The organism is Gammaproteobacteria bacterium, assembly GCA_015709695.1.
Lineage (GTDB): Bacteria > Pseudomonadota > Gammaproteobacteria > Steroidobacterales.
Genome location: CP054183.1, coordinates 2769046 through 2786172 on the forward strand (window position 1 = coordinate 2769046; position 17127 = coordinate 2786172).

The 17127-nt window shown below is 68.7% G+C and carries 13 protein-coding genes; 9 read left to right on the plus strand and 4 right to left on the minus strand.

Going from position 1 to position 17127, the window contains the following annotated elements:
* Positions 1–25: 25 nt before the first annotated feature.
* From HRU81_12790 to HRU81_12810, 5 genes are read left to right on the plus strand one after another with little or no spacing between them, the layout of a single operon-like run.
* The gene (locus HRU81_12790) at positions 26–976 is read left to right on the plus strand and encodes a methionyl-tRNA formyltransferase (protein QOJ32921.1); all 951 of its coding nucleotides are present in this window, start codon (positions 26–28) and stop codon (positions 974–976) included.
* Positions 973–2322, plus strand: coding sequence for a 16S rRNA (cytosine(967)-C(5))-methyltransferase RsmB (gene rsmB, locus HRU81_12795; protein QOJ32922.1), 1350 nt, complete (start codon positions 973–975; stop codon positions 2320–2322). The genes HRU81_12790 and rsmB overlap by 4 nt, the downstream gene beginning before the upstream one ends.
* A 38-nt stretch (positions 2323–2360) precedes the next feature.
* Positions 2361–2948 (plus strand): DUF4390 domain-containing protein, encoded by a 588-nt coding sequence (locus HRU81_12800; protein QOJ32923.1) that lies wholly within the window; start codon positions 2361–2363, stop codon positions 2946–2948.
* Positions 2930–5158 (plus strand): HAMP domain-containing protein, encoded by a 2229-nt coding sequence (locus HRU81_12805; protein QOJ32924.1) that lies wholly within the window; start codon positions 2930–2932, stop codon positions 5156–5158. Before HRU81_12800 ends, HRU81_12805 begins: the two co-directional genes overlap by 19 nt.
* Before the next feature lie 29 nt (positions 5159–5187).
* Positions 5188–6537, plus strand: a complete 1350-nt coding sequence (locus tag HRU81_12810; protein ID QOJ33406.1) for a sigma-54-dependent Fis family transcriptional regulator — start codon at positions 5188–5190, stop codon at positions 6535–6537.
* Positions 6538–6561: 24 nt separating this feature from the next.
* Here HRU81_12810 and HRU81_12815 read toward each other — a convergent pair whose 3' ends face one another.
* Genes HRU81_12815 through argS form a run of 4 tightly spaced genes read right to left on the minus strand, consistent with a single transcriptional unit; the run spans position 6562 to position 11153 of the window.
* On the minus strand, positions 6562–7638 hold the full coding sequence (locus HRU81_12815) for a pyridoxal-phosphate dependent enzyme (GenBank protein ID QOJ32925.1): 1077 nt from the start codon (positions 7636–7638) through the stop codon (positions 6562–6564).
* The gene (locus tag HRU81_12820; protein ID QOJ32926.1) at positions 7635–8804 is read right to left on the minus strand and encodes a CapA family protein; all 1170 of its coding nucleotides are present in this window, start codon (positions 8802–8804) and stop codon (positions 7635–7637) included. Before HRU81_12820 ends, HRU81_12815 begins: the two co-directional genes overlap by 4 nt.
* Entirely contained in the window at positions 8801–9373 is a 573-nt protein-coding gene (locus HRU81_12825; GenBank protein ID QOJ32927.1) for an SPOR domain-containing protein, read from the minus strand. The genes HRU81_12820 and HRU81_12825 overlap by 4 nt, the downstream gene beginning before the upstream one ends.
* A gap of 22 nt (positions 9374–9395) precedes the next feature.
* A complete protein-coding gene (gene argS, locus HRU81_12830) occupies positions 9396–11153 on the minus strand; it encodes an arginine--tRNA ligase (protein QOJ32928.1) in 1758 nt (585 codons plus the stop codon).
* A 136-nt stretch (positions 11154–11289) separates the two neighbouring features.
* Here argS and HRU81_12835 point away from each other — a divergent pair, with 136 nt between their 5' ends.
* The 4 genes from HRU81_12835 (at position 11290) to HRU81_12850 (ending at position 16830) form a co-directional block, all read left to right on the plus strand.
* The gene (locus tag HRU81_12835; protein QOJ32929.1) at positions 11290–12972 is read left to right on the plus strand and encodes an RHS repeat-associated core domain-containing protein; all 1683 of its coding nucleotides are present in this window, start codon (positions 11290–11292) and stop codon (positions 12970–12972) included.
* Positions 12953–13345, plus strand: coding sequence for a hypothetical protein (locus HRU81_12840; GenBank protein QOJ32930.1), 393 nt, complete (start codon positions 12953–12955; stop codon positions 13343–13345). The genes HRU81_12835 and HRU81_12840 overlap by 20 nt, the downstream gene beginning before the upstream one ends.
* A 564-nt stretch (positions 13346–13909) precedes the next feature.
* Positions 13910–15175: an RHS repeat-associated core domain-containing protein gene (locus tag HRU81_12845; protein ID QOJ32931.1), complete on the plus strand. Its 1266-nt coding sequence runs from the start codon at positions 13910–13912 to the stop codon at positions 15173–15175.
* Positions 15176–15879: 704 nt separating this feature from the next.
* The gene (locus HRU81_12850) at positions 15880–16830 is read left to right on the plus strand and encodes an IS5 family transposase (protein QOJ32932.1); all 951 of its coding nucleotides are present in this window, start codon (positions 15880–15882) and stop codon (positions 16828–16830) included.
* Positions 16831–17127 lie beyond the last annotated feature (297 nt).

Sequence of the window (17127 nt, forward strand, 5' to 3'; positions counted from 1 at the left end):
CCGCAGCCGCCAGGTCACGCCGCCGGTGAGTCCGCCCCCATCCCGCATCGTCTTCGCCGGCTCGCCGGAATTCGCCGTGCCGGCGCTGGAGCGGCTGGTGGCCTCGTCGCACCAGGTCGTTGCCGTGCTCACCCAGCCCGACCGCCCGGCCGGCCGCGGACGCAAACTGCAGGCGGGTCCGGTGAAGGCCTGCGCGCTGGCGCATGGCCTGCCGGTGCTGCAGCCCGCGAGCCTGCGTCGCGATGCCGGCGCGCGCGAGGCGCTGCGCGGTCTGGCCCCCGACCTCATCGTGGTGGTGGCCTACGGCCTGCTGCTGCCGCCGGAGGTGCTGGGCATCCCGCGCCGGGGCTGCCTCAACATCCATGCCTCGCTGCTGCCGCGCTGGCGTGGCGCGGCGCCGATCCAGGCCGCGGTGCTGGCGGGCGATGCGCAGACCGGTGTGGCGCTGATGCGGCTGGAAGAAGGGCTCGACACCGGCCCCGTCGCCGCGATGCAGGCGCTCGACATCGGCCCTGCCGACACCGCGGGCGAGCTGCACGACCGGCTCGCCCGGCTCGGCGCCGATCTGCTGATGGCCGAGCTCGACGGCATCCTCGATGGCCGCGCGCGGTTCGTCCCGCAGCCTGCCACCGGTGTGACGCATGCGCCGAAGATCACCAAGGCCGAGGCGATCATCGACTGGCGGGAGCCCGCCGTCGCGCTCGACCGGCGCATCCGCGCCTTCAACCCCTGGCCCGTGGCGGAGACGCGGCTCGAGGGCCAGCAGCTGCGTTGCTGGCTGGCACGGCCGCAGGCGGGCGGCGATCGCACGGCCCCGCCGGGCAGGGTGCTCGCGGCGGGAGCCGACGGCATCGACGTGCAGACGGGCGACGGCGTGCTGCGGCTGCTGAGCGTGCAGCTCGCCGGCCGCCAGCGGGTCGCCGCCGGCGTGTTCGCCAACGGGTTCGCTGTCGTCGGCAGGGTCCTCGGCGCATGAGCCGTGGCGGCGGCCGCGCGGAGCCCGGTGCGGCGAGCCGGGCATGCGCGGCGCGTGCCGTGGCGGCGGTGCTCGGCGCGGGCGCCACGCTGGACGCCGCGCTGGGCGCGCCCGACCTGCAGCAGCTCGCGCCTGCCGATCGCAGCCAGGCCAGGGCGCTCGCCTATGGCGCGCTGCGCTGGCATCACCGCCACCGGCGCCTGCTGGCGCTGCTGCTCGACCGTCCCCTGCCGGGCAGGGACCGGCTGCTGGAGGCGCTGCTCTCGGTGGGGCTGTTCCAGCTGCTCGACGAGCGGCAGCCGGACTATGCGGCGGTGTCGGCCACGGTGGCGGCGACACGGCTGCTCGGCCGGCCGCGGCTCGCCGGCGTGGTCAACGCCAGCCTGCGGCGCCTGCAGCGCGAGCGCGCGCAGCTGCTGGCCGAGGCGCTCGCCGACGAGCAGGCGCGCAGCTCGCACCCGGCCTGGCTGATCGCGCGGCTGCGCCGGGACTGGCCCGGCGACTGGCCGCGCATCCTCGAGGCCGCACAGCAGTCGCCGCCGCTCTGGCTGCGCGTGAACCAGACGCGGCTGGCGCCGGAGGCCGGCCTGGCGCGCCTTCGGGAAGCGGGCATCGAGGCGGCGCCTGGCCCGGTGCCCGGTGCGTTGCGCCTCGCGCGTGCCCTGCCGGTGGCCGACATCCCGGGCTTCGCGGCGGGCGAGTTCAGCGTGCAGGACGCGGCCTCGCAGCTCGCCGCGCCGCTGCTCGGCGCCAGCCCGGGCATGCGCGTGCTCGATGCCTGTGCGGCGCCGGGCGGCAAGGCCTGCCATGTGCTGGAGCAGGCTGGTGGCGATCTCGATCTGCTTGCTCTCGATGCGGATGACGCCCGCCTCGGGCGCGTGCGCGAGAACCTCGCGCGGCTGGCGTTGCCGGCCACCACCCTCCGGGCGGATGCCACCACGCCCGCGGCCTGGTGGGATGGCCAACCCTTCGACCGCATCCTCCTCGATGCGCCCTGCTCGGGCACCGGCGTCATCCGCCGGCACCCGGACATCAAGATCCTGCGCCGCGAGACGGATATCGGACCGATGGCGCGGCGCCAGCGCCAGCTGCTCGAGGCGCTCTGGCCCCTGCTCCGCCCCGGCGGCCGGCTGCTCTACGCCACCTGCTCGATCCTGCACGAGGAGAACGATGACGTGGTGGCCGGTTTCCTCGCGGACCACACGGAGGCCGCCGCGGCCGAACCGCCGGCCGGGACGCTGCCCGGCTGGCTGCGGTGCACGCGCCACGCGGGCTGGCAGGCGCTGCCGGGCGAGGCCGATACCGATGGTCTCTACTATGCTTTAATGACCCGCAGAACCGGCTGAGCGCGCCGGGCCTCCCATCCGCCATCCAGACAGTCCCCATGCAGTCATCGTCCCCGAGGTTCCAGGCCGTGGCCGGATGCATCGCCGCCCTGTTCACCGCCCTGCTGCTGACCCTGCCCGCGGCCGGCGCGCGGGCCGAGGATTTCGACGTGCGCACCGCCAGCATGGGTCTCACCGACGGCGCCTGGCGGCTCAGCGCCCGCATCGAATACCGCCTGACCGACGAGGCGATCGCCGCGCTGGAGAATGGCGTGATGCTGACCATCCGCGTGGAGCTTGGCGCCGATCGCGTGCGCCGCTGGCTGCCGAACACCGAGGTGCTCGCCGTCCACCGTGACTGGCAGCTGAGCTACGAGCCGCTGACGAAGCGCTACCTCGTCGCCTATCCGGACGGCCGCGCGGACACCTCCCACGGCACCCTGTTCGGCGCGCTCAACGCGCTGGGCCGCGTGCAGGGACTGGCGGTGGCGGAGCCCGGCACGCTGGTCGCCGGCCAGACCTATGTCATCTCGGTGCGGGCCGTGCTCGACCAGCAGCGCCTGCCCGGGCCGCTGCAGGTGCTGGCCTTCTGGGACAGCGGCTTCAGCCTGGAGAGCGACTGGTACGAATGGACGATGAGCCCGTAAGGCTGCGGCCACCCGGCTGGGTGCTGGCGGCTGTGCTGGCCGCCATCGGCCTCGCCGGGCTCGTGCTCCTCACCCAGACCGTACAGAACTCCGATCGCTTCGGCCGCTGGCACGATACCGTGCTGCTGGTCAACACGGCTGGCGCGCTGCTGTTGTTCGGTCTGCTCCTCTTCAACCTGCTGCGGCTGCTCCGCGACCGCCGCGAGAACGTGCCGGGCTCCGTGCTCAAGCTGCGCCTGCTCGGCGCCTTCGCCGCCGTGGCGGCGGCGCCGGTGCTGGTGGTGTTCCTGCTGTCCGTGCAGTTCCTGCACCGGGGCATCGAGACCTGGGCGGATGACCGCATTGCCCTCGGCCTGGAGCGTTCCCTGGAGCTGTCGCGCGGCGCGCTCGATGCCGAGCTGCGCGCTGCGCTGGAGCACACGCAGCAGGTGGCGCGCGAACTCGCCGGCCTGGCCCCCGGGGAGATGGTGGAGGCGCTGCCGCGGCTGCGGCGCGAAGCCGGCGCCAGCGAGATGAGCGTGTTCGCGCGCAACTACCGCATCGTCGCCACCAGCAGCGATGCCAGGCCCGGCGTCATGCCGGAGCTGCCGGGCGAGGACGTGCTGCTGCAGCTGCCGCGCGACGGCCGCTATGTCGCCGTGGAGCCCGCCGGCGGGGACCGCCTGCGCGTGCGCGCCGCGGTACTGCTGCGCCCGGGTGGCGACGCGGCTGGCGACGTGATGACGCTGCAGGCGCTGTTCCCCGTCAGCGAGCAGCTGGGCGCGCTGGCCGAGTCGGTGCAGAAGATCTACAGCCGCTACGGCGAGCTGGTGTTCCTGCGCGATCCGCTGGAATCGAGCTTCACGCTGGCCCTGTCGGTGGCGCTGCTGCTGGCGCTGTTCGCCGCCTTCTATGGCGCCTTCGTCTTCTCCCGGCGCCTGGTGGCACCGGTACGCGCGCTGGTGGCCGGCACCCGCGCGGTGGCTGCCGGCCGCCTGGACATGCGCCTGCCGGTGACCAGCCGGGACGACATCGGCGCGCTGGTCGAGTCGTTCAACGAGATGACGGCGCAACTGGACGCAGCCGGCGAGCAGGCCCGGCGCAGCGCCGCCGAGATCGAGCGCTCGCGCAGCCAGCTGGCGACGGTGCTGGCGCGCCTGGCCAGCGGCGTGGTCGCCGTCGACGGCAGCGGTCGCCTGCAGATCGCCAACGAGGCGGCCGGCGCCATCCTCGGGGCCGGGCTGTCGCAGCAGGTCGGCGAGACCCTGGAGGAAATCGGCGCGAAGCATCCGCTGCTCGACCAGTTCTTCGGCGGCTGCCTGCAGCGCAGCCGCGAGTCGCCCGCCGGCTGGCGGGAGCAGATGGCGATCGGCGCCGAGAACGCCGCGCGCCGCGTGCTGATGTGCTCGGCCGCGCCGCTGCCCGACGAACAGGGGGCCAGCCCGGGCTTCGTCCTCGTGTTCGAGGACATCACCGCCACGCTGCAGGCGCAGCGCGAGGCGGCCTGGGGCGAGGTGGCGCGCCGGCTCGCCCACGAGATCAAGAACCCGCTGACGCCGATCCAGCTGTCGGCCGAGCGCATCCGGCGCCGCTACCTGGCCGGCCAGCCGGAGGCGGACACCGAGCTGCTGGATCGCGCCACGCACACCATCGTCCAGCAGGTCGAGGCCATGCGCGACATGGTCAATGCCTTCAGCGAGTACGCGCGCGCGCCCGAGGTCAGCTTTGCCGCCATGGACCTCAATGGCCTGGTGCGCGAGCTGGCCGACCTCTACCACGGACCGCAGCAGCCGGAGCTGGTACTGGACCTCGATGCCGGCCTGGCCAGCATCGAGGCGGATGCGGTGCGCCTGCGCCAGCTGCTGCACAACCTGATCCGCAACGCCGCCGAGGCCCTGGAGGGCCAGGCGGGCGGCCGCATCTTCATCAGCACCCGCCGGCTGGGCGAGGCTGCCGCCGCGATGGTGGAGATCGTCGTGCGCGACAACGGGCCAGGGATCGATGCCAGCCTGCTCGGCCGGGTGTTCGATCCCTATGTCACCGGCAAGACGCGCGGCACCGGCCTCGGCCTTGCCATCGTGCGACGGCTGGTGGAAGAGCACGGCGGTACGGTCAGCGCCTGGAACCAGACGGGCGGCGGGGCCTCCATCCGGGTTACGCTACCGGTGAGCCAGCGCGACCGTGACGCCCAGCCGGACAGCCGGCCGCGGCGGGCAGGTGAACGGAGGTAGGCCCGATGCGCGCACCCCACATCCTGGTGGTGGATGACGAGGCGGACATCCGCAACACGATCCAGGAAATCCTCTCCGACGAGGGCTATGACGTCGCCACCGCCGCCAACGCCGCGCAGGCGCGCGAGGCCGTGCAGGATCGCTCGCCCGACCTGGTGCTGCTCGACATCTGGATGCCGGACACCGACGGCATCAGCCTGCTGCGCGAGTGGCAGCAGGAGAACCGCGTCGGCTGCCCGGTGGTGATCCTCTCCGGGCATGGCACGGTGGAGACGGCGGTGGAGGCCACGCGCCTCGGCGCCGCCGATTTCGTCGAGAAGCCGCTGTCGCTCAACAAGCTGCTGCGCACGGTGGAAAAATCCCTGCGCGGCGTGCGCCCGGCCGACCGCGGCGGCCCGCGGGGCGCGCGCCTGCCACCGCTTTTCGCCGCGCTGGAACGCAGCCGGCGCATCCGCGAGCTGCGCCAGCAGGCCGAACAGCTGGCGCCGCAGGCCTCGCCGCTGCTCATCGTCGGCGAGAGCGGAACCGGGCGGGGCGCACTGGCCGGCTTCATCCACCAGACGAGTCCCCGACGCGACGCGCCGTTCATCGCGGTGCCGGGGGCCAGCCTCCAGGCGGAGACCGCCGCCCAGGCCCTGCTCGGCACGGACTCGGCCACCGGCGCCGAGCGCGGGCTGCTCGACCAGGCCGGCGCCGGCACGCTGTTCATCAGCAACCTCGAGGACACGGGTCCGGCTGCCCAGGCGCTGCTGGCCGGCGTGCTGGAATCCATGCGCTACACGCGCATCGGCCATGCCGTGCAACTGCCGCTGGCCGCGCGCCTCGTCGCCTCCCTGCGCCCCGCGACGCTGGCCGATCCCGCCGCGGCGGCGGTGCGACCCGATCTCGTGGAACAGCTGGGCGCCCTGCGCATCGAGGTGCCGCCGCTGCGCGAGTATTCGGAGGACATCCCCGAGCTGCTGCGCTACACGGCCGAGGACCTCGCCGACCGCGAGCACCTCGCCTTCCGGCGTTTCGGCTTCGCGGCGCAGAACCGCCTGCGCAACTACCCCTGGCCCGGCAACCTGCGCGAGCTCAACGGGCTGGTGCGCCGCCTGCTGGTGGCGGGAGGTCCCGAGGAAGTGCCGCTCGCCGAGGTGGAACGCGAGCTGCGCCCGGCGCCGGGTACCCAGGAACCGCTGGTCAAGCAGGACCTGCTGGCGCTGCCGCTGCGCGAGGCGCGCGAGCAGTTCGAACGCGCCTATCTCACCGAGCAGCTCGCCCTCTGCGGCGGCAAGGTCGGCCTGCTCGCCAAGCGCGTCGGCATGGAGCGCACGCACCTGTACCGCAAGCTGCGCTCCCTCGGCATCGACTTCCGCGGCACGCTGGGCGAGGACTGAGCCGGCGTCCGCGCGGATACCGCGCTATCCGCCCTCGACGTAGTGCCGGAACGCGGCCGGCAGCCGCGCGAGGTCCACCGCGTCGAGATCGGGCGGATACGGCGCCGAGCTGTAGGTATTCCAGAACACCACGCGCTTGCCCGCGAGCCGGCCGCTGCGGGCGTCGGCCAGCAGGCCGGCGAAGGCCTTGCCGGTGTAGGTGGCCTCCAGCTTCACGCCCTGCCCGTGCATCAGTTCGATCGCCTCCAGCGCCCCGGGTGTCGCCTCGGCATAGCCCGTGCCGTAGAACTCGGGCCGCAGCTCGACGTTGGCCAGCGGCTCGTCGAACAGCGGGAACGACGCATCCCGGGCATGGATCTCGCGGTTGGTGTCCAGCAGCTGCTCGGCGGCGTGCGCGGCCGAGCCCGCCCCCGAGGGCACCGCCCGTGGCGCGACGACGCGGGTCGGCAGTCCGGCCGCGCGCAGGCCGAGCGCGAGGCCGATCACCGTGCCGAGCGTGCCGCCGGAGACATAGAGGAAGTCCGGCGGCGGGGTGCCGGCATCCGCGCCCTGCCGCGCCAGTTCGAAGGCGCCGGCGACGAAACCCACCGCGCCGCGCCAGCTGGAGCCGCCCCAGGGGATGTCGCAGACGCGCGCGGGCCCGCCGGGGTGGCTGTGGCTGATGCGCTCGAAGATCTGCCGCGTCTGGTTGAAGCTGCCGGCGGCATGGATGACGGCGCCGGTCTTCAGCAGGTAGCGCAGCTTCTGCGCCACCGCCGGCGAGGGCGGCTGGTCCACCAGCACCGCGTGGGACAGCAGACCCAGGCGCGTGGCGAACACGCTGGTGGCGAGCGCATGGTTGGAGCCCACCGAGCCGTAGGTGACCACGGCGTCGCAGCCCGACGCCAGCGCGTCCGGCAGCAGGTACTCGAGCTTGCGCAGCTTGTTGCCCCCGTACAGCGGCGAGCTGAGGTCATCGCGCTTCACGGCCAGCGCGGCCAGGCCCAGCTGGGCGGCGAGCCCGGGCAGCTCCTCGAGCGGTGTCGGCCACTCGCCGAGCGTCAGGCAGGGGAGCGCGGCCGCGAGGCCGGGATAGTGCCGCTCGAGCTGGTTGCCGCTCATGGCGCTGCCGCCGCGCAGGCCGGTGGCGGCGTCGCCGGGCGGAAGCCGCCATCGGCGTCGAACAGCAGGCCGCCGCCGCGCAGGTCGGTCTCGGTCAGGCTGCGGATCAGGCGCCCGGCCTGCTGGCCGGGATCGGGCCGCAGGCCGTCCGGCCGCTGCTGGATCGCCGAGACGATGCGCCCGGACACCAGCCGCCCCTCGCCGTCGAGCGTCGCCCGCAGGATCGGCGCATAGCCCTTGGGCCCGGCGATGCTGATGCCGAAATACGTGGCGAAGTTGCCGAGGCTGTAGGCGATCAGGTGGCCGTTCCAGGCCTCGATGGCGCGCGGCACATGCGGGCCGTGGCCGAGGACCAGCGCCGCGCCGGCATCCACCATCGCCCGCCCGAACACCACGACGTCGCCGCGGTCCTCGCCGAAGAAGCGTTCAGTGGTGAAGGGCAGCTGCGTGGCATCGCCGCCCTCGGCGCCGCCGTGGAAGGAGACGATCACCAGGTCATGGCCGGCCTTCAGTTCGCCGACCAGGGCGCGCGCCCCGGCCAGGTCATTGAGCGGGTGGGAGCCACTGGTGAAGGAGAAGGCCACCAGCGCGATGCGCCGGCCACCCTGTTCCCAGCTGGCGATGTCGCCGATGCGCCCGGAGTGGCGGATGCCGGCCGCATCCAGCGCCGCCATGCTGGCGCTGCGGCCTGCTTCGCCGAAGTCCCGCGCGTGGTTGTTGGCGAGGCTCATGACATCGAAGCCGGCCTCGGCCAGCGTGCGCGCGTAGCGGGCCGGCGAGCGGAACAGGTAGCAGACCTTCGGGTCCTGGCACTTCTTCACCGGCTCGCCGCCGTCCATCAGCACGCCCTCGAGGTTGCCGAAGGTCAGGTCGGCGGCGCGCAGCTCCGGGGCGACGGCGGCGAGGAGGCCGCGGCCGTCGTCGGGCGGCAGGACGTCCTCGGGGAAATCGCTGCCGAGCATGATGTCGCCCACCGCGGCGATGTCCAGCGTGGCGCAGGCCCGAGGGCCGGGCGCGGGTGCTGGCGTCGGCACGGGCGCCGGGGGTGCTGGCACCGCCGGGGGCACCGGCTGCGGCGCCGGTGCCGGCGCCCGGGCCACGGGCGCGCAGGCCGCCAGCAGCGCGGCGCCGGCCAGCAGGATGAAGCCCAGGTATCGGTTCGTCATTCGCCCACCCGGATGACCAGCACGTCGATCTTCGCCTCGCGCAGCTGGCGGCGCGTGCGGTTGAGTTCGCCGAGGTCGTCGATGGGCCCGATGCGCACGCGGTGATAGGGCCGCTCGTCCACCGTGATCTTCTGGATCTGCGAGCGGATGCCGAGCAGCGCCAGCCGCGCCTTCACCTTGTCGGCCTCGGCGAAGCTGCCATAGGAGCCGGCCTGCAGCACGTAGGCCCCGGGTACGTCCACCGGCGCCGGCGTGGTGTCACGGCGCACGTCGCGCTCCTGCTCCGGGACCACGACCTCGAAGTTGGGCAGCATCTCATAGAACTCGAAGCGCTTCTCCGGCGGTGCCGTGCCCGCCTTCGGCTTCGGTGCCGGCCGCGGGCGCTCCGCGGCGGCCTCGACGGCCTGCGCCCGGGCGGCCGCGCCGCTGGCGAGGCGCTCGCGCACCACGAACACCGCCGCCACCGCGGCCGCGCCCAGTGCCAGCCCCGCGAGCAGCAACACCCAGGCCGGTGTGCCCGTGCGGCTGCGGGTGCTGCCGGCACGGCGCCGGTTGCGACGGGTGGCCACGATCAGCGATGCCCCGGGACGCTCACATCGTCTCCAGCGGCCTGATGCCGAGCAGGCCCAGCCCGCTGGCGAGCACCGCGCGGCAGGCGCTCACCAGCGCCAGGCGCGCGTTGGTGGTCGGCGCATCGGTAGCGTCGAGGACCGTGCAGTTGTTGTAGAAGGCGTTGTAGGCGCTGGCGAGCCCGTGGAGGTAGCGGGCCACCTCGTGCGGTTCGCGCTCGGCCGCGGCGCGCTCGACCGCGGCACCGAAGCCACGCAGCGCCAGCACCAGCGCCCACTCCTCGTCGGCCAGGCTGGCGGGCATCGGCGGCAGCGCCGCCGGTTCACCGATGCCCATGGCCGCGGCGCGCCGGAAGATGCCGCACATCCGCGCATGGGAATACTGCAGGTACGGCCCGGTGTTGCCTTCGAACTGCAGCACGCTGTCCCAGTCGAAGCTGACGTCGGAGAGACGCCGGGCGGAGACGTCGAAATACAGCAGCGCCGCCTGGCCCACGGCCTCGCTCACGGCGTCGAGTTCGTCCGGCGAGAGCGCCGGGAAGGCGCGCGGGTTGGCGGCGGACTTCTCCTCGCGGATGCGCCGCGCGCGGTCGCGGGCCTCGTCGAGCACCGCCTCGAGCCACACGGCCTCGCCCTTGCGGGTGGACATGCCGCGCACGTAGCCGAAGCTGACGTTCTCGCAGGTCGCCGGCCAGCGGCTGTCCCAGCCCTCCGCCTCGCCGAGCCGCGTCAGCGCGGCGAACACCTGGGCGAAATGGTCTTCCTGGCGCGAGACCACATAGATATTGGCGGAGAAGCCGTAGCGCTCCCAGCGATCCAGCGCCTCGGCGCAGTCGCGGGCGGCATAGGTGGAAGCGCCGTCGGACTTGCGCAGCATCAGCGGCGCGATCTCGCGGCCGATCACCGCGCCCACCTGCACCACCAGCGCGCCCTGGGATTCCTCGGCGACACCTGCCCGCTGGAAGCGCGCGATCGTCGCCTCCACCAGCGGGTTCACCGCGGCCTCGCCCTCGTAGCTGTCGAACTCGATGCCGAGCCGCCGGTAGGTCTTCATGAATCCCGCCAGCGACAGCTCGCGGAACTGCCGCCAGAGCGCGGTGATCTCCGGATCGCCCTGCTCCAGCCGCAGGAACAGCAGCCGCGCCTGCTCGCGCACACCCGGGTCGCTCTCGCTCTCGCGGTAGGCGCGCACGTAGAGCTCCACCAGGTAATCGATGGCCCGCTCGCGCAGCAGCTGCGCATCGCCCCACTTCTGCCAGGCATGGATGACGAAGCCGAACTGGGTGCCCCAGTCGCCGAGGTAGTTCCGGCGCACCACGCGGTAGCCGAGGAAGGCAAATATCCGCGCCAGGTCCGCCCCGAGGTTGGTGGAACGCAGGTGGCCGAAGTGGAACGGCTTGGCGATGTTCGGCGCCGAGAAATCCAGCACCACCACCTGGCCGCCGCCGGTGTTGCGGCGGACCTCGCCCCGCGCCTCCGTCAGCACGGCGCCGAGCACGCGTCGCGCCGCCTCCGGGCGGTGCAGGTGCAGGTTCACATAGGGGCCCTGCGCCACCGCCTTCGCGATCAGCGCGTCGGGGTTCACGCGGGCCGCCAGGTCCGCGGCGATCTTCGGCGGCGGCGCACGCAGCGCCTTTGCCAGCTGGAAGCAGGGAAAGGCGAAATCCCCCATGCTCAGGTTCGGCGGCGCCGTGAGCAGGCCGGCGATCTCCTCGCCGCGCTCCGGGGCATACTCCAGCGCGGCGCAGAGGGCCTGCGCGATGGGGGTGGTGATGGGCATGGGGGAATTCTAGCAGGGTGTCGAAAGCGGGTAGATCCAGCATGCCTGCGGTGCGCAAGGTCATGCGGAGGTCTATGATCTGGACTCGGCCGGCTGGCTGATACAGACCACGATCACGGCCGATGGCGACTCCCACGTGTTCAACCGCGACCACAACAGTGCAGGGGTGCCGGGCTTGCTGTCCTACCCGGCAAGCGTGGGCAGCGCGGTGCGCCAGGACCTCTCGTTCAACTGGGATGCCGGCGGCAACCTGAAGACCCGCACCGACCACACCCAGGGCGGGCTGACCGAGACGTTCTTCTACGATGCCTTGAACCGCCTGTCCTATTCCCAGCGCGCCGGGGTGCAGAACCTCGCACTCGGCTACAACGCCAACGGCAGCATCGCGAGCCGGCTGGAAGGCGGGATGAGCTACAGCTACCAGTACAGCTACCAGTACAGCAACGCGGCCCATCCGCACGCGGTGAGCGAGGTGCTCCACGACTGCGGCTGCGACTGCCTGAGCGACAGCTACGCCTACGATGCCAACGGCAACCAGACCACCCGCGGGGGCGCTGCCGTCGGCAGGACCATCAGCTGGAGCAGCTACGACCTGCCGCTGACGCTCAGCACCCAGGACGGTGTCTCCAGCCAGGTTGCCTATGGGCCCAACCGCAGCCGCTGGAAGCAGGTGGCGGTGTACTCCGCCAGCACCACGGAGACCACGCTTTACCTCGGCGGGGTGATGGAGAAGGTGACCCGCGGCGCGGTGACCGAGTGGAAGCACTACATCCCGGCCGGTGCGGGCACGATGGCGCTGCAGGTGCGCAAGAGCGCCGGCAGCCCGGCCAGCGCCACCTACTACGTCACCGGGGATCATCTGGGCTCGGCCACCGCGGTGATGCAGGCCGACGGCACGCTGCTCAGCCAGCTGAGCTTTGCCGCCTTCGGCAGCCGCCGCGGCAGCGCCTGGCAGGACCAGCTGCTGGCGGCGGAGTGGACCACCATCACGGCGACCACGCGCCGTGGGTTCACCGGGCACGAGCACCTGGACAACCTCTCGCTGGTGCACATGAACGGCCGGGTATACGACCCGAAGCTCGGGCGGTTCCTGTCGGCCGATCCGGTGTACCTCGGCGACCTGGCCTCGCCGCAGACGCTCAATCTGTACAGTTATGTGGCGAACAATCCATTGACTGCTACGGATCCGAGCGGGTGGATGGATGAAATCACCGTCATTGGGGTGCAGCCGAAAACAAACTGGTGGAATGACTGGTTTGAGATTCAGTCCGTATTTGATTCAATAAATGACGGTAGTTTCGATACAGTGATAGAGGGCCTTCCCACCGAAGACGAGGCGGAAGAGGATGCAATTAACACCATCGTGGTGACTGCAACGAAGCCAAATGAAGCATCAGAAAGGAAGGCCAGTTCTCAACCGCAAACGAAGCCACTAGTGGGCGTTCTTCCTGAATTGCCGTCCGAGAAGCAGTGTGTAATGAGCAATTCAGATCGGTATGCATTGGCCGGGTTCGCTTCAACTTTCGCGGGTATGACAATAGGAATCGCAGCTCAAGTTAGGAATGACGCTCCGATTCTCGTCAGAGGGCTCGGTGCTGCTGGCGCATTAGTCTCGGCAGCGACTGCGATCAACGGATTTCGGACGGGGAATTATTGGGATGCAAGCGTAGGTACTCTAGATACCGCAGCATTTGTGGTAAGCGTTGTTGTTCCACAATCTGTTGTGGTGACCGGGCCATACTTTCTTGCACGAGGGACCATGGAGCTCGTCATGTTGGCGGGGCGGGAGGATTTGTCTGGTGGCAGCTGTGTACCTTGAGATCTTTGATGGCTTGCGGGCGTTATACGCAAGCAAAGAGGGACAGCGTTCCTTTCCCGCGCTCAGTGCCGCCATGGCACTGTCGATCATGCTTGAGCTGAATCTCATCTCTCTTGCAACAATCTGTGAGTTCGCGCTTTTTCGGTCCTTTACCTTGGTTGAGTGGGCCATAAGTCACAAGATCATTTTGATTCTTGTAGGTATCGCCATTGGATGCCTGCATGTTGTAGTTGGTAAGCGTACGGGTATTAATGTACGCAGCGGGCCAGCGCAAGCAGCGGGATGGATAAAGTTATGGGCTGTGTACGTGTTTCTGACAGTGACAGGTTTTGCAGCAAGCTTGATATTGGCGTTCCTGGCTAGAACCCATTGACCTGCTGGGCGTTTGTCAGGATCAGTGTCTGGCCGAAATGATCCATTTCAGGTTTCGGGCACGATAGGCCTAAGAGGAGGACCGGGCATCGGATACATGAACGCGACAGGTGAAATCATCCGGTGGGGATACACGACAGCTCCGGTCTACGGTCCGTAGGATTCGGGACGAGGGGGTTGCGACATGCTCTTTTGTAAGGAATCTCCCGGAGCATTCATGTGATTGAGAAGCCCACGATCAAGATAGGCCATCGTCTGGCTAATCACACTCGCTGGTTCTTTCTCCGCTTTCTGCACTTTTACAGCACCGCATTATTATTTGTGGGGTGGGTATTTATCGTTGTCTCACCCTTGGTTCTTATTGCGATGATCGGTGATCTATCCGGGAGAGGAGGGGTTGCGTATCTTAATGGTCTACCATCTGATGACCTTTTTCCATGGATTGTGTTTCTTCTACTGCCGTTCGCAGCGGCATCATTCGGCTTTGTGTTGATTACATTTGCAAACTGGATTCGGCAGCGAGCATGAGGGTGGGCCCAACCGCAGCCGCTGGAAGCAGGTGGCGGTGTACTCCGCCAGCACCACGGAGACCACGCTCTACCTCGGCGGGGTGATGGAGAAGGTGACCCGCGGCGCGGTGACCGAGTGGAAGCACTACATCCCGGCAGGGGCAGGCACGATGGCGCTGCAGGTGCGCAAGAGTGCCGGCAGCCCGGCCAGCGCCACCTACTACGTCACCGGGGATCATCTGGGCTCGGCCACCGCGGTGATGCAGGCCGACGGCACGCTGCTCAGCCAGCTGAGCTTTGCCGCCTTCGGCAGCCGCCGCGGCAGCGCCTGGCAGGACCAGCTGCTGGCGGCGGAGTGGACCACCATCACCGCGACCACACGGCGCGGGTTCACCGGGCACGAGCACCTGGACAACCTCTCGCTGGTGCACATGAACGGGCGGGTGTATGACCCGCAGCTCGGGCGGTTCCTGTCGGCCGATCCGGTGTATGGCGGGGATCTGGCCTCGCCGCAGACGCTCGATCCGCACAGTTATGTGGCGAACAATCCATTGACTGCCAGGGATCCGAGCGGGTACTCGGCGGACAGGGAGAGCATGGAATTCTCCAGGCAGATCGGCCGCATCATGGACAACGCGATGCTCAGTCTGGATGTGGCGCTGCGCAACTACCAACATGCTTTCAGTGGCTGGCTGGCCGGATGCCGTGCCGCGCTTCCCTACTGTGACGGCGCTGACATGCCGATTCCAACCGGTGTGAGGGACGCAGCAGTTGGACTGATGCGGACTTCGACGGCGGTCTTGCGCATGATCAACGATGACATGACTTCGCGCGAGCAGTTGCGAGAGCTGACGTTAGGGCAGGCGGTTGCAGATTTTCGCGCTTTCCGCAATGTCGATCTGGTGGGGTATGCGGAGGTGAATGGCAGGATGGTGCCTGTCGTGGCGAGGGATTCTGCGATGGACTTTTCAGGCACCGGCAGGGTGTTCCGGAGCCCATATCTACTGGCGGATGCTGGCAGTAGCGTTTGGCAGGGCGGACGTTGGAGCCCAGATATACCGGCTGCCTTGCAGGCTGAGAAAGCCTGGGCCGAGGCAGCGGAGCGTCTGAACAATGCCCGTTTTGCTGGTGATGACTTCGCAGTATTGCGCGCGACTGAACAAATTGACGATGCCATACGTCGCTATGATTACGCGCTCTACGGGAACCTGGTAGAGAAGCCAGGACCAGAGCCAATCCCGATAGGAGGCTCTTTGCCCTCCCCCTCCAGTCCATCGCTGAATTTTGATTGGATTCAGCCACCACGACTGTCCCTTCCATGACGGAGGTTTGTATGCGTGCTTGTGTCGACAAGAGGGAGAGCCCACTCAATCTTAAGGGTGGGTCATCTGCGGAGGTCTTACTGATTCTCTTGCTTGCGGTGTGCTCTGGTTCGGGCGATTGTGCCGACTCCTCATCAGTGGCCCTGATTGGGCAAGTGCAAGCAGGTGATCGAGTCGATGGGGTAGCAGCTAACGACCGACCGCAAAGGCCTACTGCTGGTCGGGTGCCATTTCCCGCATCGGAGTCGGTGCTTGCCACGTGTCCCACCAGAGCAGTAGCCGCGGGGGCGCCGTGTGGCAGGGTTATTCACGATCTTGATGAGTTTGCCAACGAGGAACGCGACCCTGCATGGGCGGAGGTGATCGAAGCTAGGATTCGTGAAGACATCGTGGCGCAGTGTCCGCAGCATGCGCAGTGCGCGGTACGCGCCTTGGAATGCCGCACATCGCTGTGCGTCGCTGAGGTGAGCTCGACTGATGGCTGGTTCAATTACTTCCCACTGCTAGATGATGGTTTTCTGCGCTCCAAAGGAATCGTAACGGGATACTGGCTAGCGGGTGATGAAAGCTTGCCCTCGGGCGATACGCTGACTGTGACGCTTTTCATGATGGGTCGTAGGGAGCATCTTCCATGGTGACAGCTGAGGAAATTCTGATTTACCCCGCCCGCTGAGGCATGATTGCTCAACCGTGCGGAGGTCGTGATGAAACAGCAGACGCTGACGAGTTTCGAGAAGTTCGGCAAGACCACGCGCCGAGCGCAGTTTCTCCTGGATATGGACCAGATCATTCCGTGGCCGGAGCTGGCGGCAGCGGTGCAGACGGTGGACCCGAAGCTTAGCGAGAACGGCGGCCGGCCGCCGATTCCGGTGGAGCGGATGCTGCGGATCTACTTCCTGCAGCTGTGGTTCAACCTGTCGGACCCCGCGGTGGAAGAAGCCTTGTACAACTCGCTGGCCATGCGCAGCTTTGCCGGCATCGATCTTGGGATGGAGAGCGTTCCCGATGAGACCACGGTTTGCAAGTTCCGCCATCTGCTGGAGCGCCACAAGCTCGGCAAGACGCTGTTGACCGCGGTCAACGACCACCTGCACCGCAGTGGCATCAAGATCGCCAAGGGCACTATTGTCGATGCCACGATCATCGGCGCGCCGAGTTCGACCAAGAACAAGGCCGGTCAACGGGATCCTGAGATGCATCAGACGGCCAAAGGCCAGCAGTGGTACTTCGGCATGAAGGCTCACATCGGCGTCGACAGCAGAACCAAGCTGGTGCACACCGTGCTTGCTTCGGCGGCCAACGTCCACGATCGGGAAGCACTGCCCTATCTGCTGCACGGGAAGGAGAGCCGGGTCTGGGGTGATCAAGGCTACCAAGGCCAGCGGAACCTCATTCGCAGCCGTGCGCCCCACGCCAAGGACTTCACCAACCGCCGCTATCGCTTCCACGGTACGATCAACGAGGCCGAGAAGGCGAAAAACCGCAACAAATCGCGGGTGCGGGCCAAGGTCGAGCACGTATTCGGCGTGATCAAGAACATCTTCGGCTTCCGCAAGGTTCGTTACCGCGGGTTGGCGAAGAACCTGCATCGGCTGGAAGTGACGGCGGCGCTCACCAATCTGTATCTGGTCAGGCGACAGCTGCTGGCAACGTAGGCGAAGTGTCGATGAAATTCGGGAAATGCAGCGTTTTGCATCGAAACCGCCCGCGCAGAGCGGAACATCTCGCGCCGCACCCGGCTTCCGTCCGTGCGCTTGGACCGAGTCCGCTGTCATGACCGGTTTTTCAGAGCTTCCTTAGAAGTCCGTACTTGTTGGCGGATAACACCGACTACAGCGACGCATTGGGGTGGGTGGCTGAGGAAGCGTCTGCCCTAGATTCGGCGGCATACGCACGTGCCGAAGGGGACTGGAACGCTTACTACGGCAATTTGCGGCTGGCAGCACGTTACT

What these genes read in the sequence shown, in the direction of transcription:
- HRU81_12820 (QOJ32926.1), bottom strand. Translation starts at nt 8,804, where the DNA reads ATGACGAACCGATACCTGGGCTTCATCCTGCTGGCCGGCGCCGCGCTG.
- rsmB (QOJ32922.1), top strand. Translation starts at nt 973, where the DNA reads ATGAGCCGTGGCGGCGGCCGCGCGGAGCCCGGTGCGGCGAGCCGGGCA.
- HRU81_12850 (QOJ32932.1), top strand. Translation starts at nt 15,880, where the DNA reads ATGAAACAGCAGACGCTGACGAGTTTCGAGAAGTTCGGCAAGACCACG.
- HRU81_12800 (QOJ32923.1), top strand. Translation starts at nt 2,361, where the DNA reads ATGCAGTCATCGTCCCCGAGGTTCCAGGCCGTGGCCGGATGCATCGCC.
- HRU81_12805 (QOJ32924.1), top strand. Translation starts at nt 2,930, where the DNA reads ATGGACGATGAGCCCGTAAGGCTGCGGCCACCCGGCTGGGTGCTGGCG.
- argS (QOJ32928.1), bottom strand. Translation starts at nt 11,153, where the DNA reads ATGCCCATCACCACCCCCATCGCGCAGGCCCTCTGCGCCGCGCTGGAG.
- HRU81_12815 (QOJ32925.1), bottom strand. Translation starts at nt 7,638, where the DNA reads ATGAGCGGCAACCAGCTCGAGCGGCACTATCCCGGCCTCGCGGCCGCG.